At 61.8% G+C, this 19,764-nt stretch carries 22 protein-coding genes and 1 pseudogene; 13 read left to right on the forward strand and 10 right to left on the reverse strand.

Annotated features, from left to right (window positions below; all coding sequences use genetic code 11):
• Window positions 1-106 precede the first annotated feature (106 nt).
• The gene (locus ACM6HV_RS08575; protein WP_003229414.1) at window positions 107-532 is read left to right on the forward strand and encodes a secondary thiamine-phosphate synthase enzyme YjbQ; all 426 of its coding nucleotides are present in this window, start codon (window positions 107-109) and stop codon (window positions 530-532) included.
• Between the two features lie 102 nt (window positions 533-634).
• A complete protein-coding gene (gene sutA / locus ACM6HV_RS08580; protein WP_007951900.1) occupies window positions 635-961 on the forward strand; it encodes a transcriptional regulator SutA in 327 nt (108 codons plus the stop codon).
• A gap of 252 nt (window positions 962-1,213) precedes the next feature.
• Here the strand turns inward: sutA and ACM6HV_RS08585 are convergent, their stop codons facing one another.
• From ACM6HV_RS08585 to lptM, 6 genes are read right to left on the reverse strand one after another with little or no spacing between them, the layout of a single operon-like run.
• Window positions 1,214-1,921 (reverse strand): HAD-IA family hydrolase, encoded by a 708-nt coding sequence (locus ACM6HV_RS08585; protein ID WP_145593691.1) that lies wholly within the window; start codon window positions 1,919-1,921, stop codon window positions 1,214-1,216.
• Window positions 1,918-2,817: a tyrosine recombinase XerC gene (gene xerC / locus ACM6HV_RS08590; RefSeq protein ID WP_414903975.1), complete on the reverse strand. Its 900-nt coding sequence runs from the start codon at window positions 2,815-2,817 to the stop codon at window positions 1,918-1,920. The genes ACM6HV_RS08585 and xerC overlap by 4 nt, the downstream gene beginning before the upstream one ends.
• A gap of 2 nt (window positions 2,818-2,819) precedes the next feature.
• On the reverse strand, window positions 2,820-3,545 hold the full coding sequence (locus tag ACM6HV_RS08595) for a DUF484 family protein (protein ID WP_108184179.1): 726 nt from the start codon (window positions 3,543-3,545) through the stop codon (window positions 2,820-2,822).
• A 13-nt stretch (window positions 3,546-3,558) separates the two neighbouring features.
• Window positions 3,559-4,389, reverse strand: coding sequence for a diaminopimelate epimerase (gene dapF, locus ACM6HV_RS08600; protein WP_041071988.1), 831 nt, complete (start codon window positions 4,387-4,389; stop codon window positions 3,559-3,561).
• A 3-nt stretch (window positions 4,390-4,392) separates the two neighbouring features.
• Window positions 4,393-5,640 (reverse strand): diaminopimelate decarboxylase, encoded by a 1,248-nt coding sequence (gene lysA, locus ACM6HV_RS08605; RefSeq protein WP_007964537.1) that lies wholly within the window; start codon window positions 5,638-5,640, stop codon window positions 4,393-4,395.
• Window positions 5,641-5,649: 9 nt separating this feature from the next.
• Entirely contained in the window at window positions 5,650-5,823 is a 174-nt protein-coding gene (gene lptM, locus ACM6HV_RS08610) for an LPS translocon maturation chaperone LptM (RefSeq protein ID WP_007911098.1), read from the reverse strand.
• 329 nt (window positions 5,824-6,152) lie between these two features.
• Here lptM and cyaY point away from each other — a divergent pair, with 329 nt between their 5' ends.
• The 3 genes from cyaY to rnk all read left to right on the forward strand — a co-directional run bounded on the left by cyaY (window position 6,153) and on the right by rnk (window position 7,385).
• Entirely contained in the window at window positions 6,153-6,479 is a 327-nt protein-coding gene (gene cyaY, locus ACM6HV_RS08615) for an iron donor protein CyaY (protein WP_041071991.1), read from the forward strand.
• A 2-nt stretch (window positions 6,480-6,481) separates the two neighbouring features.
• Complete coding sequence (locus tag ACM6HV_RS08620; protein WP_108184178.1) at window positions 6,482-6,697, forward strand: DUF1289 domain-containing protein; 216 nt, start codon at window positions 6,482-6,484, stop codon at window positions 6,695-6,697.
• Window positions 6,698-6,965: 268 nt separating this feature from the next.
• Window positions 6,966-7,385 carry a nucleoside diphosphate kinase regulator gene (gene rnk / locus ACM6HV_RS08625; RefSeq protein WP_041071993.1) on the forward strand — a complete coding sequence of 140 codons (420 nt, stop codon included), beginning with the start codon at window positions 6,966-6,968 and terminating at the stop codon, window positions 7,383-7,385.
• Window positions 7,386-7,392: 7 nt separating this feature from the next.
• Here the strand turns inward: rnk and ACM6HV_RS08630 are convergent, their stop codons facing one another.
• From ACM6HV_RS08630 to ACM6HV_RS08640, 3 genes are all read right to left on the reverse strand, one after another.
• Window positions 7,393-10,236, reverse strand: a complete 2,844-nt coding sequence (locus tag ACM6HV_RS08630; protein ID WP_414903976.1) for a class I adenylate cyclase — start codon at window positions 10,234-10,236, stop codon at window positions 7,393-7,395.
• Window positions 10,237-10,418: 182 nt separating this feature from the next.
• Complete coding sequence (locus ACM6HV_RS08635; protein WP_003229392.1) at window positions 10,419-10,664, reverse strand: TIGR02647 family protein; 246 nt, start codon at window positions 10,662-10,664, stop codon at window positions 10,419-10,421.
• Window positions 10,665-10,924: 260 nt separating this feature from the next.
• On the reverse strand, window positions 10,925-11,209 hold the full coding sequence (locus ACM6HV_RS08640; RefSeq protein ID WP_007964529.1) for a hypothetical protein: 285 nt from the start codon (window positions 11,207-11,209) through the stop codon (window positions 10,925-10,927).
• Between the two features lie 123 nt (window positions 11,210-11,332).
• On the opposite strand from ACM6HV_RS08640, the gene ACM6HV_RS08645 reads away from it, so the two are divergent.
• Window positions 11,333-11,992: a glutathione S-transferase family protein gene (locus ACM6HV_RS08645; RefSeq protein ID WP_414903977.1), complete on the forward strand. Its 660-nt coding sequence runs from the start codon at window positions 11,333-11,335 to the stop codon at window positions 11,990-11,992.
• 127 nt (window positions 11,993-12,119) lie between these two features.
• Here the strand turns inward: ACM6HV_RS08645 and argH are convergent, their stop codons facing one another.
• Complete coding sequence (gene argH / locus ACM6HV_RS08650; protein ID WP_041072002.1) at window positions 12,120-13,514, reverse strand: argininosuccinate lyase; 1,395 nt, start codon at window positions 13,512-13,514, stop codon at window positions 12,120-12,122.
• Between the two features lie 335 nt (window positions 13,515-13,849).
• Here argH and ACM6HV_RS08655 point away from each other — a divergent pair.
• From ACM6HV_RS08655 to ACM6HV_RS08685, 7 genes and pseudogenes are all read left to right on the forward strand, one after another.
• Window positions 13,850-13,990: pseudogene (locus ACM6HV_RS08655) on the forward strand (sensor histidine kinase); the annotation flags it as partial.
• A complete protein-coding gene (locus ACM6HV_RS08660) occupies window positions 13,987-14,733 on the forward strand; it encodes a LytR/AlgR family response regulator transcription factor (RefSeq protein WP_041072003.1) in 747 nt (248 codons plus the stop codon). The pseudogene ACM6HV_RS08655 and the gene ACM6HV_RS08660, both read left to right, overlap by 4 nt.
• Before the next feature lie 137 nt (window positions 14,734-14,870).
• Complete coding sequence (hemC, locus tag ACM6HV_RS08665) at window positions 14,871-15,812, forward strand: hydroxymethylbilane synthase (RefSeq protein ID WP_041072005.1); 942 nt, start codon at window positions 14,871-14,873, stop codon at window positions 15,810-15,812.
• Entirely contained in the window at window positions 15,809-16,576 is a 768-nt protein-coding gene (locus ACM6HV_RS08670) for a uroporphyrinogen-III synthase (protein WP_414903978.1), read from the forward strand. The genes hemC and ACM6HV_RS08670 overlap by 4 nt, the downstream gene beginning before the upstream one ends.
• A 16-nt stretch (window positions 16,577-16,592) precedes the next feature.
• Window positions 16,593-17,735 carry a uroporphyrinogen-III C-methyltransferase gene (locus ACM6HV_RS08675; RefSeq protein ID WP_414903979.1) on the forward strand — a complete coding sequence of 381 codons (1,143 nt, stop codon included), beginning with the start codon at window positions 16,593-16,595 and terminating at the stop codon, window positions 17,733-17,735.
• A complete protein-coding gene (locus ACM6HV_RS08680) occupies window positions 17,732-18,970 on the forward strand; it encodes a heme biosynthesis protein HemY (RefSeq protein ID WP_041072010.1) in 1,239 nt (412 codons plus the stop codon). The genes ACM6HV_RS08675 and ACM6HV_RS08680 overlap by 4 nt, the downstream gene beginning before the upstream one ends.
• Window positions 18,971-19,188: 218 nt before the next feature.
• Window positions 19,189-19,740 carry a disulfide bond formation protein B gene (locus ACM6HV_RS08685; protein WP_414903980.1) on the forward strand — a complete coding sequence of 184 codons (552 nt, stop codon included), beginning with the start codon at window positions 19,189-19,191 and terminating at the stop codon, window positions 19,738-19,740.
• The last annotated feature ends 24 nt before the right edge of the window (window positions 19,741-19,764 follow it).

Genomic DNA, 19,764 nt, shown 5'->3' on the forward strand with positions numbered 1-19,764 from the left:
ATGGGCATTTTTCTGCGGCCAATGGCTTACATCATTGCAGGAATATTAGGGCCTTTGTTTTTTCCCAGAGCGCGCTAGAATGCGCCCCGAACGTGCGGAGAACTGTATGTGGCAACAGACTCTGATAACCCTGCGGGCACGGCCCCGGGGCTTTCATCTGGTAACGGACGAGTTACTCGCCGGCCTGCCTGAACTCAAGGCGTGCCGGGTCGGTCTGTTGCATTTGTGGCTGCAGCATACCTCGGCGTCGTTGACCATCAACGAGAACGCCGATCCGGCGGTCCGTCGCGACTTCGAACGATTTTTCAATCGTCTGATCCCACAAGGAACAGACGGCTATGAGCATAACGACGAAGGCCTGGACGACCTCCCGGCGCACTTCAAGGCCAGCGTGCTTGGCTGCCAGATCAGTCTGCCGGTATCGGCGGGACGTCTGGCTCTGGGAACCTGGCAAGGCGTTTATCTGGGCGAGCACCGTGATCATGGCGGTGCCCGTAAAGTCCTCGCCACCTTGCACGGTGAAGGGGCGTAAACCGCCGGTTACCAGCGGTTACCGATTTTTTTCCGGCGACTTTCGACAGTCGCCAAAGCTGGTCTATAACTAATCTGCTTTTCGCAAGTCATGAGGTAGAACATGAGCGACGATGATCTGGAAAACGACGACCTCGAAGTAGGCGACGAAGACGAGGCCGAGGACGGTCTGGAAGCAGCAGCGGAAGACGTTGCTGAAGACGATGGCGGTGACGATACGCCGGCCCCGGCTGCCAAAGGCAAAGCCAAGGCTGCGGTGTCGGTCGACGAGTTGCCGAGCATCGAAGCCAAGAACAAGGAGCGCGACGCCCTGGCCAAGGCCATGGAAGAATTCCTTGCGCGCGGCGGCAAGGTGCAGGAAGTGGAGGCCAACGTGGTCGCCGATCCGCCCAAGAAGCCAGACAACAAGTACGGCAGCCGCCCTATCTGAGGCGTGTCACTTGCTTGCTGAAAAAGCCCGCCGTCGCTGCGGGCTTTTTCATGCCTGGAACAAATACTCCAGACGCGCCGCGATCCCTTGCAGGGGTGAGCCTTGTGGTGAGGGGATTTATCCCCGATGGGTCGCGAAGCGGCCCCTGATGCAGCACGCCCCACAGTCCTGACACACCGCGCAAGATGACTTCACGGCTGCTGCGCAACCGATCGGGGATAAATCCCCTCACCACAAAAAAGCGGTTGTGTGTCAGCAGGCGGTGGCATTCCAGCGGGCGAGCACTGCTGGCAGATCCGTGAGGTTACGGATTTCAGCATCCGGCTGACGCTCCGCTTCCCAGACCTTGCCCGCCGGGTTGAACCAGATCGCGCGCATGCCCGCCTGCTGGGCCCCGGCAATGTCGTCGCCCGGATGATCGCCAATGTGCACAGCCATGTCAGCGCTCACGCCACCGCGCTGCAACGCCTCGTGAAACAGCCGCGCATCCGGCTTGGCAATACCGATGTCTTCCGCACACAACGCAAACTTGAAGTAATCGGCGAGCCCGAGGCGGCGCACGTCAGCGTTGCCATTAGTGACCACGCCGAGGGCGTAGTGGTTGGCGAGGATTTCCAGGGTGGGTTCGACCTCGGGAAATACCGTGATCTGGTGCCGTGCCTGCAGGAACACTTCAAAACTTTTGTCGGCCAGATCCGAAGCTTCGCCGTGGGCGTACCCGGCGTCTTCCAGTGCGTGGAACAGCACCCGCCGGCGCAGCGCGCTGATGCGGTGCTTGAGGCCCGGTTCGCGGGTCAGCACCCGTTCGCGAATCGCCCACAGATGCTCCACCGGCACCGCGCCCAGGTTCGGTGCGTGTTCGCTCAGCCATTCGCGCAATACCGCTTCGGCGCTGACGATCACCGGCGCGGTGTCCCACAGAGTGTCGTCGAGGTCGAAGGTGATCAACTGGATGTTCATGAATCGTCGCCTTTGCTGCGTTTGGCCCGTGGGTGGGCGCTGTCGTAGACCGCCGCCAGGTGCTGGAAGTCCAGGTGGGTGTAGATCTGCGTGGTCTTGATGTCCGAGTGGCCGAGCAGTTCCTGCACCGCGCGCAGATCCTGCGAGGATTCCAGCAAGTGGCTGGCGAAGGAGTGCCGCAGCATGTGCGGGTGCAGGTTCTGCCCCAGCTCGCGCTCGCCGGCCAGTTTCACCCGCACCTGAATCGCCCGTGGACCGAGGCGTCGGCCTTGCTGGCTGACGAACACGGCGTCGTCGGCCGGGTTGGTCATGGCCCGCAGCGGCAGCCATTGCTCCAGTGCTTCGCGGGCCTTTTTGCCCACCGGCAGCAGGCGGGTCTTGCTGCCCTTGCCGAGCACCTGAACCATGCCGTCGGCCAGATCCAGCTGATCGAGGTTGAGCCCGGTCAGCTCGGACAGGCGAAGGCCCGAGGAGTAGAACAGTTCGAGAATCGCTTGATCGCGACGGGCGAGAAAATCGTCCTCTACCGCACCTTCCAGCAGTTGCAACGCACGGTCGGTGTCGAGGGTTTTCGGCAGGCGCCGTTCGCCTTTCGGCGGCGCCAGACCGGTCGCCGGGTCGTGGTCGCACAGGCCTTCGCGATTGAGGTAGTGATAGAGCCCGCGCACCGCCGAAAGCAATCGGGCAAGACTGCGTGACGATTGTCCCTGAGCATGCAGCCGGGCGATCAGGCTGCGCAGACGCTGAATATCCAGCGCCGCCCAGTTGCCGATGTTCTGCTTGATGCACCAGCCGAGGACTTTATCGAGGTCGCGGCGGTAGGCCGACAGGGTGTGCGGCGACACCTGTCGCTCACTGCGCAGGTGTTCGCAGTAAGCGTCCAGTTGTCGTTCCATGCTCAGCGTACCGAGCGCAGTGAGCTGTTGACCCGTGGCAGCACGCGGCCCATGACTTCGGCGATGTAGCTGAGAAACAGCGTGCCGACCGAGCTTTTGTAGTGCTGCGGATCACGGCTGGCGATCGCCAGAATGCCGTGGATGCCTTGATGGCTGACGGCGACCACGGCGGTGGAGCCGATCTGCTTGCGCTGTTCTTCGCCGAACAGGAAGTCCAGCTCATGCTCACGCAGGCTGCCGCTGACGCTTTTGCCTTCGGTGAGCAGGCCGCCGATGGCGGTTTGCGCGTCGGCGTGGGTCACCCAGCGGCCAACCGGTGCCGGATTGTCGCCGAGCAGGATCAGGCTGACAAAAGGCACCTGAAAGTCCTGACGCAGACTGTCTTCGACACTGATCACCACGTCTTCGAGGCTGGCGGCGTCCATCAGCGACAGGATCAGGCGGCGGGTTTTGTCGAACAGTCGGTCGTTGTCGCGTGCGACGTCCATCAAATGCGAGAGGCGATGACGCATCTCGATGTTGCGGTCGCGCAAAATGCTCATCTGCCGTTCGACCAGCGATACGGTGTCACCGCGCTGGTGGGGAATGCGCAGGGCGGGCAGCAGTTCTTCGTGCTCGACGAAGAAGTCCGGATGAGCCTCCAGGTATGCGGCAACCGCTGCCGCCTCCAGGCTCTCGGACGCTGATTCGTCGGACTGTCGGGCGGGTACCTGAGGCTTATCGGTCATGGCTTCTGCTCACTCAAAGACGCACTTGTCCTTCGTATACACGCACTGCCGGGCCGGTCATCAGCACCGGATGGCCGGGGCCTGCCCATTCAATGGACAGACGCCCGCCGGGCAGGTCGATCAACAGCGGCGAATCCATCCACCCCTGGCTGATAGCCGCGACAGCCGCGGCACAAGCGCCGGTACCGCAGGCCTGGGTCTCCCCGGCGCCGCGTTCCCAGACGCGCAATTGCGCGCGGTGGCGGTCGATGACCTGGATGAAACCGACGTTGACCCGCGCCGGAAAGCGCGGATGGTGTTCGATTTTCGGTCCCAGTTCATGCACCGGTGCGGTATTGATGTCCTGCACGCGCAGCACCGCATGGGGGTTACCCATCGACACGGCGGCCAGTTCGACCGTGGTGCCGTCGACTTCCAGCTGATAGCTGGACGCCTGCGCCGGTGCGTCGAACGGAATGTCCGCCGGCACCAGGCGTGGTGCGCCCATGTTCACGCCGATCTGGCCGTCGTTACGCACATCCAGCTCGATGATGCCGCCCTTGGTCTCGACGCGAATCTGCCGTTTGGCGGTCAGGCGTTTGTCGAGCACGAAGCGCGCGAAGCAGCGCGCACCGTTGCCGCACTGTTCCACTTCCGAGCCATCGGAGTTGAAGATCCGGTAACGGAAATCCACGTCCGGATTGCTCGGCGCTTCGACAATCAGCAACTGGTCGAAACCGATACCGGTGTGCCGGTCGCCCCATTGCTTGGCGTGCTTGGGCTGAATATGCGCGTGCTGGCTGACCAGGTCGAGAACCATGAAGTCATTGCCCAGGCCGTGCATTTTGGTAAAACGCAGCAGCATGGGTTACTCCGGCAGCAGGCTTTCGCCGGCAAACAGCTCGGCCACGGTTTCGCGGCGGCGCACTTCAAAAACCTGATCACCGTCTACCAGCACTTCAGCGGCACGGCCGCGGGTGTTGTAGTTGGAACTCATCACAAAGCCATAGGCACCGGCCGAATGCACGGCCAGCAGGTCGCCTTCTTCCAGCGCCAGCTCACGATCCTTGGCGAGGAAATCGCCGGTTTCGCAGATCGGGCCAACCACGTCGTACTGGCGCGCGGCGCTGTCACGCGGCTTGACGGCGGTGACGTCCATCCAGGCCTGATACAGCGCCGGGCGGATCAGATCGTTCATCGCCGCGTCGACGATGGCGAAATCCTTGTGTTCGGTGTGCTTGAGGTATTCGACCTGGGTCAGCAGCACGCCGGCGTTGGCGACGATAAAGCGGCCCGGCTCGAACACCAGCGCCAGGTCACGACCGTTCAGACGCTCACGCACAGCCTTGATGTAATCGCCGGCCAGTGGCGGCTCTTCATCGCGATAACGCACGCCCAGGCCACCACCGAGATCGATGTGGCGCAGGTGAATGCCGCAATCGCCGAGGCGGTCGACGAGGTCCAGCAGACGGTCGAGGGCATCGAGGAACGGCGGCAAGGTGGTCAGTTGCGAGCCGATGTGGCAATCGACACCGATCACTTCCAGGTTCGGCAGGTGCGCGGCACGCACGTACACATCTTCGGCGTCGGCAATCGCGATGCCGAACTTGTTCTCTTTGAGACCGGTGGAAATGTACGGGTGGGTGCCGGCATCGACGTCCGGGTTGACGCGCAACGAGACCGGTGCGCGAACACCCAGCTCGGCGGCCACCACTTGCAGGCGCTCCAGCTCGTCGGTGGATTCGACGTTGAAGCAGTGCACGCCGACTTCCAGCGCGCGACGCATGTCGTCACGGGTCTTGCCGACACCGGAGAAGACGATCTTGTCGGCGCTGCCGCCAGCGGCCAGCACACGTTCCAGCTCGCCACGGGAAACGATGTCGAAACCGGCGCCGAGACGGGCCAGGACATTCAGCACGCCGAGGTTGGAGTTGGCCTTGACTGCGTAGCAGACCAGGTGCGGCATGCCCGCCAAGGCATCGGCGTAGGCCAGATACTGGGCTTCGATGTGCGCACGCGAGTAGACATAGGTGGGCGTGCCGAAGCGGTCGGCGATGGCGGACAGCGCCACACCTTCCGCGAACAGTTCCCCGCCACGGTAGTTAAAAGCGTCCATGGCGATCCCTTATTGGTAAACGTCGTGCTTGTGTGCTTTGGACGGCTGCTTTTGCGAAGACTGGGCTTGCTCGGCCGGGTCCTGATCGTCATCCGGCAGGTACAGCGGGCCTTTTTGACCACAGGCCGAAACGAGGCAGGCAACCGCGACGAGCGCAGCAAGGGAAGAGATCAGGCGCTTCATGGCGAAATCCTTGAAAATGCGTTAATTGCGCCGGAGTATACCGGCCACCCGGCAGCTTGCCTATGCGAGGGGGTTCCCGTCCGGCGGGGCTTTCTGGATACACCTGGAGCCTTGTGGGAGCGAGCCTGCTCGCGAAGAGGCCGGCACATTCGATATGTTTGCTGGCTGACACACCGCTTTCGTCGGATCGCCGCCCGGAGCCGGCTCGCTCCCACAGGCGCCAGTGCTGGATGGGAAACGGTGCTTGGTCGTTAATCTTTGCAATCGGCCGGCAGCGCCCGTATCTTGCGGCGCTTGAGCCTGACCCGACATTTTTTGAGGTTGCCACAATGAGTTTGTCCGAAGCGCGTTTCCACGATCTGGTCGATGCCACCCAGCAGGCGTTGGAAGAGTTGCTGGAGGATCATGCCGACGATATCGAGATCACGGCCGGCATGATGACCATCAAGTTCGACAACGGCAGCCAGCTGATCATCAGCCGCCAGGAGCCGCTGCGTCAGCTGTGGCTGGCGGCGCGTTCCGGTGGTTTCCATTTCGACTACGACGAAGAGTCGGGCAAATGGAGCTGCGAGAAGTCTGAAGAACTGCTCGGTGAAGTCTTGGCTCGTTGCGTTCAGGACCAGACCGGCCTTGAGCTGGATTTCGAAGAGATCTGATCGTGACCGAGGTTGCCCCGCGCCCACCCAAGCCGCTCTACAGCAACGTCAGCCCGGCGGTGCCGTCACCGTGCACTGGCGTTTGCCGGCTGGATGAGCAGAAGGTTTGCCTTGGCTGCTTCCGCCATGTCGAGGATATTCGCGAATGGCGCTCGGCCGATGATGAGCGGCGGCGGGTGATCGTCAGCCAAGCCCGACAACGCCGAATTCAGGCCTGACTCGATCCTGTAGCGAGGGGATTTATCCCCGATGGGTTGCGCAGCGGCCCCAGCCTTTTGAGACTGCTGCGCAGTCTATCGGGGATAAATCCCCTCACCACAAAGTTTCCTCAGGGCTGAGTGGGGCTGTCGGGTGGGTGGCTTGTATATTTTTTGAGCTGTGATAGTGTCCGAACACGCCTCAACCCATCGAGGCCTGGTGAAACCCCGTCTTTTTTGGCGGGGTTTTGCTTTTTTTGTGTGCAGAAGAAAGGAGTCTGCCCGGATCATGACCGCACCTTCCATCACCCTTACCCGTCTGGACGTACAACGTCTGGAGCGCCTGATCGACAACCTGAACGAGAAAGACCAGGCTGCGCCGGGCGTGATCGCGCTGCAAACCGAACTGGACCGCGCCGATACACTGGTCGGCCACGATGAAGTGCCCGCTGATGTCGTGACGATGAATTCCCGCGTGCACTGCCGCGAAGAAGGCAGCGGCAAGGATTATCACCTGACGCTGGTCTACCCCAAGGATGCCAACGCCGACGAAGGCAAGATCTCGATCCTCGCACCCGTCGGCAGCGCGCTGCTGGGCCTGAAGGTCGGTCAGCACATCGACTGGCCCGCGCCGGGTGGCAAGACCCTGAAACTGACCTTGCTGGAAGTCGAGTCGCAACCGGCCAACGGTGGTGATTTCCGCGAGTGACCCCGCCTCAGATCTGTTCGAGCGCCTCGTTCAGGGCGCGCTCCAGGTCGGCCTTGTAGCGCAAATACAGATTGCTTGAACTCTGCCCGTCACCAAGCAGGCCCGAGAGGTCCAGGTCGGTGATATAGCAGCGATAGCGCTCGGTCTCGCGGCGCTGTTCGACGATCTCCCGGGCGACCACGCGAAACAGCTGGTCGCCATGTTCGAGCTCGCTGAATTCTCGTTGATTGCAATACAGGGTGACGTGCACTTCGCCCGGTGCGGCTTTGCCAATGATTGCCTGCACATCGTAGAACGGTTTGTTCACCGGGGTTTGCGGCGCCGGCCGTGCTTCGACCCGGCGCGCGCGCCCCGGGCCTGAAGGCAATAACTGGTAATACAAGGTTTCGAGGCTGATCGCCGGGCTGCCGTCCATCGGCAACAGTGCTTCTCGCCGGTACTGGATCGATTGCAGGAAACGCTGCAGCGGCACCAGCAGGCTCTGTTCGTCGTGGTACGGCAGATGCTGTTGCCACAGCGCGTTGAACTCATCCAGCACGTACAACTCGGCCTGTTGTTCGGTAATCCGGTAGAACACCTGAATCGCCTCCGGCTGACCCATGGGCAGAATCAGCGCGAGGTCATGATCCTCCAGCGCCATCGGATCCAGGTGCAGCGGGCTGTAGCGCGGCTGTTCTTCACCCAGATAATCGAGCAGCGCCGGCAAGGTCGCGAGCGCGACATGATTGACCTGGCCCGGCACCAGTTCCAGCACGTGATAGTGCTGTTGCACCTGAATCAGGTAGCGATGATTGAGTTCGCTGAGCAGCAGGGTCTGCGCGGTGTCGATGACTTCTTCGACGCGCCGGGCAATGAACTGTGCGCGGTTGTGGCAGAAGCAGCGCACTTTCAATGACGGCTGCTGCGGGCCGCGCGGCAGGTTGTTGAGGTAGTCGCGCAGGCAATCGAGCAATGCGTGGGGACCGTCGAAGCGGTTGACCAGCACTTCATTCCAGCTGTTGAGCGTGACCTGATCGAGGGTCAATACAAGGTTTTCGCGCACCCCGGCGTAACTCAACGAATCGGTGCGCTCGGTGGTCATCAGGATGTTCAGGTCGCGATGATGCTTGAGCGGGTCGACACCGACGTTGACCAGTATCAGCACCTCGCTCGGCACCGCGGCGCGCAGCAGCGGCTCTTCTGCAACGGTTGGCAGGGGCAGGGCGATGCACTGCTGCAGGCTGCCGAGCAGGTTGAACAACTCGAACTCGCTCATGTCGCTGCTGCCGGGATGAAGGGCCAGGCGCGTGCTGCTGTCGATCACGCCGTTGCGATGGCACCAGGTCAGCAGCTCGAGCAACTCGCGGCTGCGCTTGATCGGCGCAAAGTGCTCCCATTCCAGGGCGTTCAGGCTGCCGTTGTACAGGCCCCACTGGGTTTGCCCGGGTTCTTTCTTGTTCGGCGACTGCACCAGGGTCAGGGTGTCTTCGGCCAGGTCCGGGGCGATGCCGGGATTGATGAATTCGACCTTGTCGGCCTTGCGCTCGAACGCCGCGTACAGGCGACGCCCGAGCACGTTCAGGTCGCGCTTGTTGATCAGGCTGACGGTCTGTTCGCTGCGGGCGAACTGGGTCAGGAAGCGATAGCTGTAATTCAGCTCATTGACCAGGGCGCGGCGTTCAGCGCTGACCTGGCGGACCTTCCACTGGCTGCGGCTGTCGAGCAAGGCCAGTTGGCGCTGATCCCAATGCCATTCGTGCGCCAGGCGTTCCAGCAGCGAGCGCTGCCAGCTCTGGGTGCGGCTGCTGCCAGTGAGCTTGCGGTTGACCTTGAGGTACAACGCGCGTCGTACCAGCTCCAGCCGCTCCGGCTCGTTGCGGGCGGTCAGGTACTCTTCGATGCGTCGGTACACGACCATGTACGGATCCAGCTCATCCAGATCCAGTTGATTGGCAAACACGGCCTGCTTGTAACGCAGACTCAGGCACTGCACGTTCGGGTGTTCGCTGGCGTAGACCTCGGTCAGCAACAACTTGAGTACCGATTTGTAGGGCGACTCAATGCCCTTGAACAGTTGCCACAGGCCGGCGCCGATGAACTCGCCCGGCGGAATCCTCGCCAAATGCCCGAGATCCAGCGTCTCGTCGGCGCGAATGAAGCGCTTGGACAGCAAAGTGTGGGTGTACAGGTCGTACGCACTTTCTTCGTAGACCGGCACCAGCCACCAGATCGGCGTGCGTCCGCCCAGCCAGATCGCGGTGCGATAAAACTCGTCCAGCAGCAGATAGTGCTGAGTGCTGCCGCAATTTTCGGAGCTGAGCTGGCTGTCGCGTTCGCCTGTGACGAAACGCACCGGGTCGATCAGGAAGAAGTGCGCCTCGGCGCCCTGGGTCGCGGCCCAGGCTTCGAGCAGCTGGCATTTTTTGCGCAGCTCGGCGATCTCGCTTTCGCCCAGATCCGGCGCATGGCAGACCCACACGTCCATGTCGCTCTGATCGGCCTGGGCCAGGGTACCGAGGCTGCCCATCAGGAACAGCCCGTGAATCGGCCGTGGCGGGTTGCTGCCGTGGCGTGGTTTGTAGGAGAACGAGCGAGTCAGGCGTTGTGCTTCGGCGAGGGCGGTAGCGTCCGGTTCATAGTTGGACAGCCCGGCTGGCGTGCTGCCGGAAACATAGCCTGGCAGCAGCGGATGATTGACGTGGAAGAACAGCGGCAGCAGGGTCAGCACGCCTTGCTGGCGGGTCGACAGACCTTCGAGTGCCCGGCCAAGGCGACCTTCATTGAGCTTGAGAAAACGCGCGCGCAGCTGGCTGAGTACCTTGCGGTCGATGCCTTCGTCCAGATCGGGGCGGATTTCATGGGTGCGCGTCATGTCAGCTCAAACCGGCTCGTGGGCTCGGACGAAGAGGGTCTCGGAATGGGAGGCAGTTTAGCCTTTGCACGGCGGGACTTTTAAGCTGAATTTGTTTTTTGACGTCAGATTTTTAGCGCGAGGGCCGGGCAGGCCCGCGGAAATCCCGTGGCAGGAGTTCCCGTGGGCAAAAGAAGGGGGGATCAGGCGGTTTCCTGCTCTCTCAGAATGGTCAGCACGGTTTGCACATTTTGCGCGGCATCGCGACCCAGGCTGGTCAGATACCCGCCATCGGGCTGGTCGGTGAGTTCTTTTTCAAAGAGGCGTTTGGCGGCGGCAATGTGTTTCGGGGCAGCGGTCTGATGAATTTTCAAACCTTCCTGGGAACTGTCCAGGTTGAAGAGTGCGAGGACTTCCAGTTCGGCAACCAACTCAGGGGTAAGCGACATAAGGACTCCAGACTTTCTAGGAATTGGACGACAGCGTCCCTAAGGTGAACCCGCTTTTGCGGCGTGTCCAGTGCTTAGATCAGGGATTTTGTCTTGAGGCGAATTCCAGTGTAGTCGGGGCCGGAGAGATGGCTGGATGGATGGGTGACAAATTGTGTGGGAGCGAGCCTGCTCGCGAAAGCGGTGTGTCATATAGCGTTGTTTTTGCTGATACACGGCATTCGCGAGCAGGCTCGCTCCCACAAGGGGCTGTGTTTTGCTTACTGCTTTTCCGGCGGCAGCTCGGGCAGCGCACGCAGTGCGGTCTCATACCACTCGGTATCGAACGCGCGGTCTTCGTCGAGCATCGCGTCAATCTCATAGGCCAGCACGTGCGCCATCAGGTTGAGGATCTCTTCGCGCTCGACACCCACCAGGGTCAGCTTGTTGAAGGTCGCCTTGGCGGCTGGCGGGTTGTCGCTTTCGATCTGGTTCTCGATGGCTTCGATCAACGTCGCCTCGGTGAACTCTTCTTCGTCGTTGTCGATGTCTGTCGGCTCGCTCATGGCAGGCTCCTCAAGGAAAGGCGCCAGTTTACCCGCATTCAGCGGCGTGATGCTGCTGGCAGGATCGTGACGGGCGATCTATAAACAGTGCCTGCCCACCCCGCACGGCCTGGAGGCTATGTGATGTTCAAGCTCTATGGATTCGCTGTCAGCAACTACTACAACATGGTCAAACTGGCACTGCTGGAAAAAGGCCTGGCGTTCGAAGAAGTCACCTTCTACCCGACGCAGACCCCGGAGTCGCTGGCGATCAGCCCGCGCGGCAAAGTACCGGTACTCGGTGTCAAGGCCGGATTTATTAACGAAACCGCGATCATCCTCGAATACCTTGAGCAGACCCAGAAAGGTACGCCGCTGTTACCGAGCGATCCATTCGAGCGAGCGCAGGTGTTGGCGATTGCCAAGGAAATCGAGCTGTACATCGAGCTGCCGGGGCGCGCCTGTTATGGCGAGGCGTTCTTCGGCGCGACGGTGCCGGACGCGATCAAGGAGAAAACCAAAGCCGAGCTGTTGCTGGGTTTTGCGGCACTGGGCCGACACGGCAAGTTCGCGCCGTACGTGGCGGGCGACAGCCTGAGCATTGCGGATCTGTACTTTCTGTACAGCGTGCCGCTGGCCTGTGCGGTCGGGCAGAAGCTGTTCGGGATCGATTGGCTGGCGGAGATGCCGAAAGCCAAGGCGCTGCTGGAGCAGCTTGAGCAGAATCCGCATGTGCAGAAGATTGCTGCCGACAAAGAGGCGGCGATGCCGACGTTTTTGGCGATGATCGCAGCGAAAAAATGAATTTAGCGCTCTGAAGGAAGCCTTCGCGAGCAGGCTCGCTCCCACAGGGGATTTTTGTCGGCCACACATTTTGTGTTTAACAAAAATCCAAATGTGGGAGCGAGCCTGCTCGCGAAGCTTTTGACCTTTAGCGGCTGGCGATGAGGGCCTGACCGCGAACCACCGCTGCCTTGACCTGCGCCGGCGCTGTCCCGCCGATGTGGTCACGGGCATTCACCGAGCCTTCCAGCGTCAGTACGGCAAACACGTCCTGCTCGATCTGGTCGCTGAACTGGCGCAATTCTTCCAGGCTCATCTCGGCCAGATCCTTGCCGGTATCCACGCCGTATTTCACCGCGTGACCGACGATTTCGTGGCAATCACGGAACGGCAGGCCACGGCGTACCAGGTAGTCCGCCAGGTCGGTGGCGGTGGAGAAACCGCGCAGGGCCGCTTCACGCATGATCGCGTGTTTCGGCTTGATCGCCGGGATCATGTCGGCAAAGGCGCGCAACGAATCGCGCAGGGTGTCGGCCGCGTCGAACAGCGGTTCCTTGTCTTCCTGATTGTCCTTGTTGTAGGCCAATGGCTGGCCTTTCATCAGGGTCAGCAGGCCCATCAGCGCGCCGAATACACGGCCGGTCTTGCCGCGTACCAGCTCCGGCACGTCCGGGTTTTTCTTTTGCGGCATGATCGAGCTGCCGGTGCAGAAGCGATCCGGCAGATCGATGAACTGGAATTGCGCGCTGGTCCACAGCACCAGCTCTTCGGAGAAGCGCGACAGGTGCATCATCGCGATGCTCGCGGCCGAGCAGAATTCGATGGCGAAGTCGCGATCGGAAACGTTGTCCAGCGAGTTACCGCCGACGGCATCGAAACCCAGCAGTTGCGCGGTGTATTCGCGGTCGATCGGGTAGGTGGTGCCGGCCAGCGCAGCGCTGCCCAGCGGCATGCGGTTGGTGCGCTTGCGGCAGTCGACCAGACGCTCGTAGTCGCGGCTGAGCATTTCGAACCAGGCCAGCATGTGGTGGCCGAAGGTCACCGGTTGTGCGGTCTGCAGGTGAGTGAAGCCGGGCATGATGCTCGCCGCTTCACGGTCGGCCTGCTCCAGCAGGCCTTTTTGCAGGCGAGTGATTTCGGCCAGGATCAGGTCGATTTCGTCACGCAGCCACAGGCGGATGTCGGTGGCGACCTGGTCGTTACGGCTGCGCCCGGTGTGCAGTTTCTTGCCGGTGATGCCGATGCGGTCAGTCAGGCGCGCTTCGATGTTCATGTGCACGTCTTCGAGGTCGACGCGCCAGTCGAACTGGCCGGCCTCGATTTCGCCCTGGATGGTCTGCAGGCCATCGATGATGCTGTCGCGCTCGGCATCCGTCAGCACGCCGACCTTGGCCAGCATGGTGGCGTGGGCGATCGAGCCCATGATGTCGTGGCGATACAGGCGCTGGTCGAAAGTGACGGAGGCGGTGAAGCGGGCGACGAAGGCGTCGACGGGTTCACTGAAGCGGCCGCCCCAGGACTGATTGGTCTTGTCAGTGCTCATGAATTCGCTCGTATCGGCTTGGAGAAAGAAGGCGTGAAACGCTGGCGCGGATAATAACAGGGTTGCCAATCCTGTCGCTGACACCGGTCGATACGTTTTTTTCTCATCTGCTCGTTCATAGTCGGCGCTGTCTGCAGGGGATTTGCACAAGGATATTTTTCGATTGAGCAATATCGGCCCGGCAAGCGTCTACAGTTGGACATAAGGGTCGGCGCGACTGCAGATCGCGCTAAGGTCTGGACGCCGACTATAAGAAGAGGGGGTGGGTGGATTTGTCCTTTGGCATACCCCGTGAAAAACGCAGAAAACAGCGGGCTTTGAGCAGTACGACCCGGACACTGGCAAATATTGCTGGCCGACGTACGGCACTTTTTGGCGCTCGGGCTAGTCTTAGCGTGGATCGCGGTGACGGACGTCACTTCACCTGTCTACGCTATCCTTGTGCGAGACTCACGCAGGAATCCAGCGCAATATGAATGTCCTGATCGTTGATGACGAACCACTGGCTCGCGAGCGCCTCAGCCGAATGGTGAGCGAGCTCGAGGGTTATACAGTTCTGGAGCCCAGCGCCACGAATGGCGAAGAGGCGTTGGCGCTGATCGACAGCCACAAGCCGGATATCGTGCTGCTCGATATCCGCATGCCGGGCCTCGATGGCCTGCAGGTGGCTGCCCGTCTGTGCGAGCGTGAAACGCCGCCGGCCGTGGTGTTTTGCACCAGCCCCGATGAATTTGCCGTGGAAGCCCTGCAGGCCAGCGCCGTGGGCTATGTGGTGAAACCCGTGCGAACCGAACATCTGCATGACGCCCTGAAGCGGGCTGAACGTCCCAACCGGGCGCAACTTTCGGCCCTGACCCGGCCTGCCGCCGAAAGCGGCAACGGCCCGCGCAGCCATATCAGCGCTCGAACCCGAAAAGGCATCGAACTGATCCCGCTGGATCAGGTGGTCTATTTCATTGCAGATCACAAGTACGTGACCCTGCGCCATGAAAGTGGCGAGGTGTTGCTGGACGAGCCGCTCAAGGCCCTCGAAGACGAATTCGGCGAGCGTTTCGTGCGCATCCACCGTAACGCACTGGTGGCCCGCGACCGTATCGAGCGTCTGCAACGCACGCCGCTGGGGCATTTCCAGCTGTTCCTCAAAGGCCTCAATGGTGATGCGCTGATCGTCAGCCGGCGTCATGTGGCCGGTGTGCGCAAGATGATGCAGGGCCTCTGACCCGGCCTTCGCGCACGGTTGCACTTTCTTCTGCCGGGCATTGCAGGCCAGGGAGGCCACGCCGTTTCTGATTCAAGTCAAAGTGGATTTGGCTGAGCTGTTATTATCCGCCGTATCTATTCAGTACGGATTGATCCATGTCCTCTCGCGAAATCCGCATCGCCACCCGTAAAAGTGCGCTGGCCCTCTGGCAGGCCGAATACGTCAAAGCCCGTCTGGAGGAGGCCCATCCGGGTCTGCTGGTGACGCTGGTGCCCATGGTCAGTCGCGGCGACAAGCTGCTCGACTCACCGCTGTCGAAAATCGGCGGCAAGGGCCTGTTCGTCAAGGAACTGGAAACCGCGCTGCTGGAAAACGAAGCCGACATCGCCGTGCACTCGATGAAAGACGTGCCGATGGACTTCCCCGAAGGCCTGGGCCTGTTCTGCATCTGCGAACGTGAAGACCCGCGTGATGCCTTCGTTTCCAATACCTATCAAAGCCTGGACGCGTTGCCTGCCGGCGCCATCGTCGGTACCTCCAGCCTGCGACGTCAGGCGCAACTGTTGACCCGTCGCCCGGATCTGGAAATCCGCTTCCTGCGCGGCAACGTCAACACCCGTCTGGCCAAGCTCGATGCCGGTGAGTACGACGCGATCATTCTTGCGGCAGCCGGCCTGATTCGTCTCGGTTTCGAAGACCGCATCACCTCGGCGATCAGCGTCGACGATAGCCTGCCGGCCGGTGGCCAGGGCGCGGTCGGCATCGAATGTCGTAGCGCCGATACGCAAATCCACGCCTTGCTCGCGCCTTTGCACCATGCCGACACCGCTTCGCGCGTGACCGCTGAACGTGCTCTGAACAAACATCTGAATGGCGGCTGCCAAGTGCCGATCGCCTGCTACGCCGTGCTTGAAGGTGAGCAGTTGTGGCTGCGTGGCCTGGTGGGTGAGCCGAGCGGTGGCAAGCTGCTCAGCGCCGAGGCCCGCGCGCCGCGCGCCGATGCCGAAGCGTTGGGCGTGCAGGTCGCTGAAGCCTTGCTCAGTCAGGGGGCCGACGACATTCTCAAAGCGGTGTATGGCGAGGCAGGTCACGAGTGACTGCCTGGCGCCTGCTACTGACGCGTCCTGCGGATGACTGCGCGGCGCTGGCCGGGGTGTTGGCCGCAGAAGGTTTTTTCAGCAGTTGCCTGCCGCTTCTGGACATCGTGCCGCTGCCGGTCTCTGACAAGATACGTCGGGCACTGGCGCAACTGTCGGGTTGCAGCGCGGTCATTGTGGTCAGCAAACCGGCGGCGCGGATTGCGCTTGATCTGTTGGACGCTCATGGGCCTGGGTCGTTGTCGATGCCGTGGTTCAGCGTCGGCGCGGCGACCGCGCAGATTCTTCGCGATCACGGTCTCGACGTACACTTTCCCGCCGACGGCGATGACAGCGAAGCCCTGCTGCAATTGCCGCGTCTGCGCGAAGCGGTCAGCGGGGCCGGCGCGCAGGTGCTGATCCTGCGCGGGGAGGGCGGTCGCGAACTGCTCGCCGAGCGCCTGCGTGCGCTAGGTGCTAGTGTCGAGTATCTGGAGTTGTATCGACGTGACCTGCCAGCCTACGCCCCGCAGGAGTTGCCGCGACGGATTGCTGCGGAACGCTTGAACGGGCTGGTGGTCAGCAGTGGACAGGGTTTCGAGCACCTGTGCCAGCTGGCCGGCGCTGCCTGGCCGGCGATTGCGCAGTTGCCGTTGTTTGTGCCAAGCCCAAGGGTCGCCGAGCTGGCACGTGCCGCCGGGGCCCAAACAGTTGTGGATTGCCGTGGCGCGAGTGCTGCGGCTTTGCTGACGGCGTTACGGGAGCATCCCGTGCCCGTTCTCTAATGCAAAGGATGGATACGTGAGCGAAACAGCCTTGCCTAAAGATGATGTCCAGCCTGTGATCGATGCCCAGGTTGAAACGCCACCGCCGGCCCAAGCGCCGCGCCGAGGCAACGGCCTGGCCATTGTCGCCCTGTTGCTCGGCGCTGCCGGCGTGACGATTGGTGGCTGGGGTGTCTGGCAGGTGCGTCACCTGCAGACCAACACTGCGCAGCAGTCTGGCCAGGTGCAAGCGTTGAACGATCAGGCGCAGAGCCTCAAACTCAACGAACAGCGCCTGACCGAGCGCCTCGCGCAACTGCCCGGTGCCGATGAACTCGCCGAGCGCCAGCGTCTGGTGACGCAACTGCAGGGTGATCAGCAGCGCCTCAATCAACGTCTGGAAACCGTTCTCGGCGCCAGCCGCAAGGACTGGCGTCTGGCCGAGGCCGAGCATCTGCTGCGACTAGCCAGCCTGCGCCTTTCGGCCTTGCAGGACATCAGCAGCGCTCAGGCGCTGGTGCAGGGCGCTGACGAAATTCTCCGTGAGCAGAACGACCCCGGCTCGTTCGCCGCCCGCGAGCAAGTGGCGAAAACCCTCGTCGCGCTGCGCAGCACCGAACAGCCGGATCGCACCGGCCTGTTCCTGCGCATTGGTGCCTTGCGTGACCAGGTCATCGAACTGACCGAACTGGCACCGGAGTACAAGGATCGTGGCGAGTCACTGCTGGGCCTGACCGCTGACGGCGATGGCGCCAGCCGCTGGGCGCAGTGGTGGGATCAGGTGTCGCGCTATATCCGCATCGATTTCAATGCCGACAAAAACGTGAAGCCACTGCTGGCGGGGCAAAGCCTGAGCCAGGTGCGTCTGGCCCTGAGCCTGGCGCTGGAGCAGGCGCAATGGGCGGCGCTCAATGGCCAGGCGCCCGTCTACACCCAGGCGCTGACCGAGGCGCGGGACGTGCTCAAGGGCAATTTCAACCCGGACAATCCGCAGAGCAAAACCATGCTCGAACAGGTTGCCGAGCTGAGCCAGCAACCGGTCACCGTCAAGACGCCGGACCTGACCGGCACGTTGAGCGCGGTGCAGGCTTATCTGGAGCGGCGTAACGTCAACGCTGAAGAATCGGTCAAACCGTTCGCCAAACCTGCCGCCAACACCGCGCAGGAGACCACGCCATGAAACGCCTGTATGTGATCGTGTTTCTGGTGATTGCGGCGACAGCGGCACTGGGCCTGGCGATTGCCGAGCACTCCGGTTACGTGCTGATCGCCTACAAGAGCTTCCGTTATGAATCGAGTCTGTGGGCGACGCTGGCACTGATCGCCGTGTTGTGGCTGCTGATCTGGGGCATCAAGGCCCTGGTCGAGCTGGTCATGGCCTCCAGTGGTGTGGTCAACCCGTGGTCGCGACGTAATCGCAGCCGGCGGGTGCAGGTGGCCATCGAACATGGGCAACTGGATCTGGCCGAAGGTCGCTGGGCCAGCGCGCAACGTCATCTGTCTCGCGCCGCCGAGGCCGAGCGCCAGCCGTTGTTGTATTACCTCGGTGCGGCACGCGCGGCCAACGAGCAAGGCAAGTACGAGGAGTGCGATCAGTTGCTTGAGCGTGCGCTGGAGCGCCAGCCGCAGGCCGAACTGGCGATTGCCTTGAGTCATGCGCAATTGCAGACCGATCGTGGTGATACCGACGGCGCCCTGGTGACCCTGCAAGCGATGCACGAGCGGCATCCGCATAACGTGCAGACTTTGCGGCAGTTGCAGCGTCTGCATCAGCAGCGCGGCGACTGGTCGGCGGTGATTCGCCTGTTGCCGGAACTGCGCAAGGACAAGGCTCTGCCGCCAGCCGAACTGGCTGAACTCGAACGCCGGGCCTGGGGCAACAACCTGTCCCTGGCGGCGCATCGTGACGAGGACGGCAAAGTTGGTCTGCAGTCACTCACCCGTGCCTGGGAGCAATTGACTTCCGCGCAGCGCCAAGAGCCGGCACTGGTGCTGGCATACGCCGAGCAACTGCGTCAGCTGGGCGCACAGGTTGAAGCGGAAGAGGTCCTGCGCAGCGCCCTCAAGCGCAAGTACGACAGCCATCTTGCACGGCTGTATGGCCTGGTCCGCGGCAGTGATCCGGCGCGTCAGTTGCAGACCGCCGAAGGCTGGCTCAAAGAGCATCCGGCGGATCCGAGCCTGTTGCTGACCCTCGGTCGTCTCTGTCTGCAAACCAGTTTGTGGGGCAAGGCTCGGGATTACCTGGAAAGCAGTCTGCGGCTGCAGCGCAATCCAGAGGCCTGTGCAGAGCTGGCGCGTCTGCTTGCGCAACTGGGTGACACCGAGCGCAGTAACCAACTGTTCCAGGAAGGTCTCGGATTGCTGGATGAGCGCCTGCTGGCTGCGCCGTTGCCAGTGCCGGTTCACGCCTGATTTCACGAGGGAGCATGCTCCCTCGTGAACGTTCAGTGAGCGAATAATTACCACCGGCGGGCGTCTTGGGCGAAGTCCTACAGGGGACTACGCCTATTCCTCTCGCGTCTGTCGGGTTTTCCCTACACTTCTGGTGAACTGTCGCCAGAGCTCCGCCTTGAAAGGCTGACAAGCTTTCCTCTACCGTATCTGCCTGTCTCTATTGCTACGGAAAAGCCATGTCGTTGGCCTGTTCACGCTCCTTGTTATTCACGGCTTTCACTGCAGGGGCTATGGCCCTGGGAGCTTCCTATTATCTCGAGTATGCGGTCGGGCTGACGCCCTGCAGCCTGTGCCTGGCGCAAAGATTCTTCATGGCGGTGCTGACGTTGTGTTGCGGGGTGGCGGCAGTCCATGGACCACGGCGTTTCGGCCTGTCGCTGTACTGGGGCGCCGCGCTTGGCCTGAGCTTGGGCGGGACGACGGCGGCCTGGCGACAGGTGTTGCTGCAGAGTGACCCGCTGATGCAGATGACCCGTTGCGCGCCTGATTCCGAAGCGTTGTTCAGCAACCTGCCGTGGTTGTGTGCCACGGTGCGGATGCTCAGAGGCGGTGGCGATTGCGCGGAAATTTCCTGGACGCTGTTGGATTTGAGCATCCCCGAGTGGAGCCTGCTGTTCTTTGTGGCGATGTCGATCCTTGCGGTGTACCAATTGCTGCGTCTGGTCTGGAGCGCTCTGCAACGACCGCTCAGCGGCGAAGCGTCGCACCGGGCGCTGGTCGGGGATTAAACACTTGTATGAACTTTATCTCCT

The organism is Pseudomonas sp. IT-P260 (assembly GCF_949768395.1).
Taxonomy (GTDB): domain Bacteria; phylum Pseudomonadota; class Gammaproteobacteria; order Pseudomonadales; family Pseudomonadaceae; genus Aquipseudomonas; species Aquipseudomonas parakoreensis.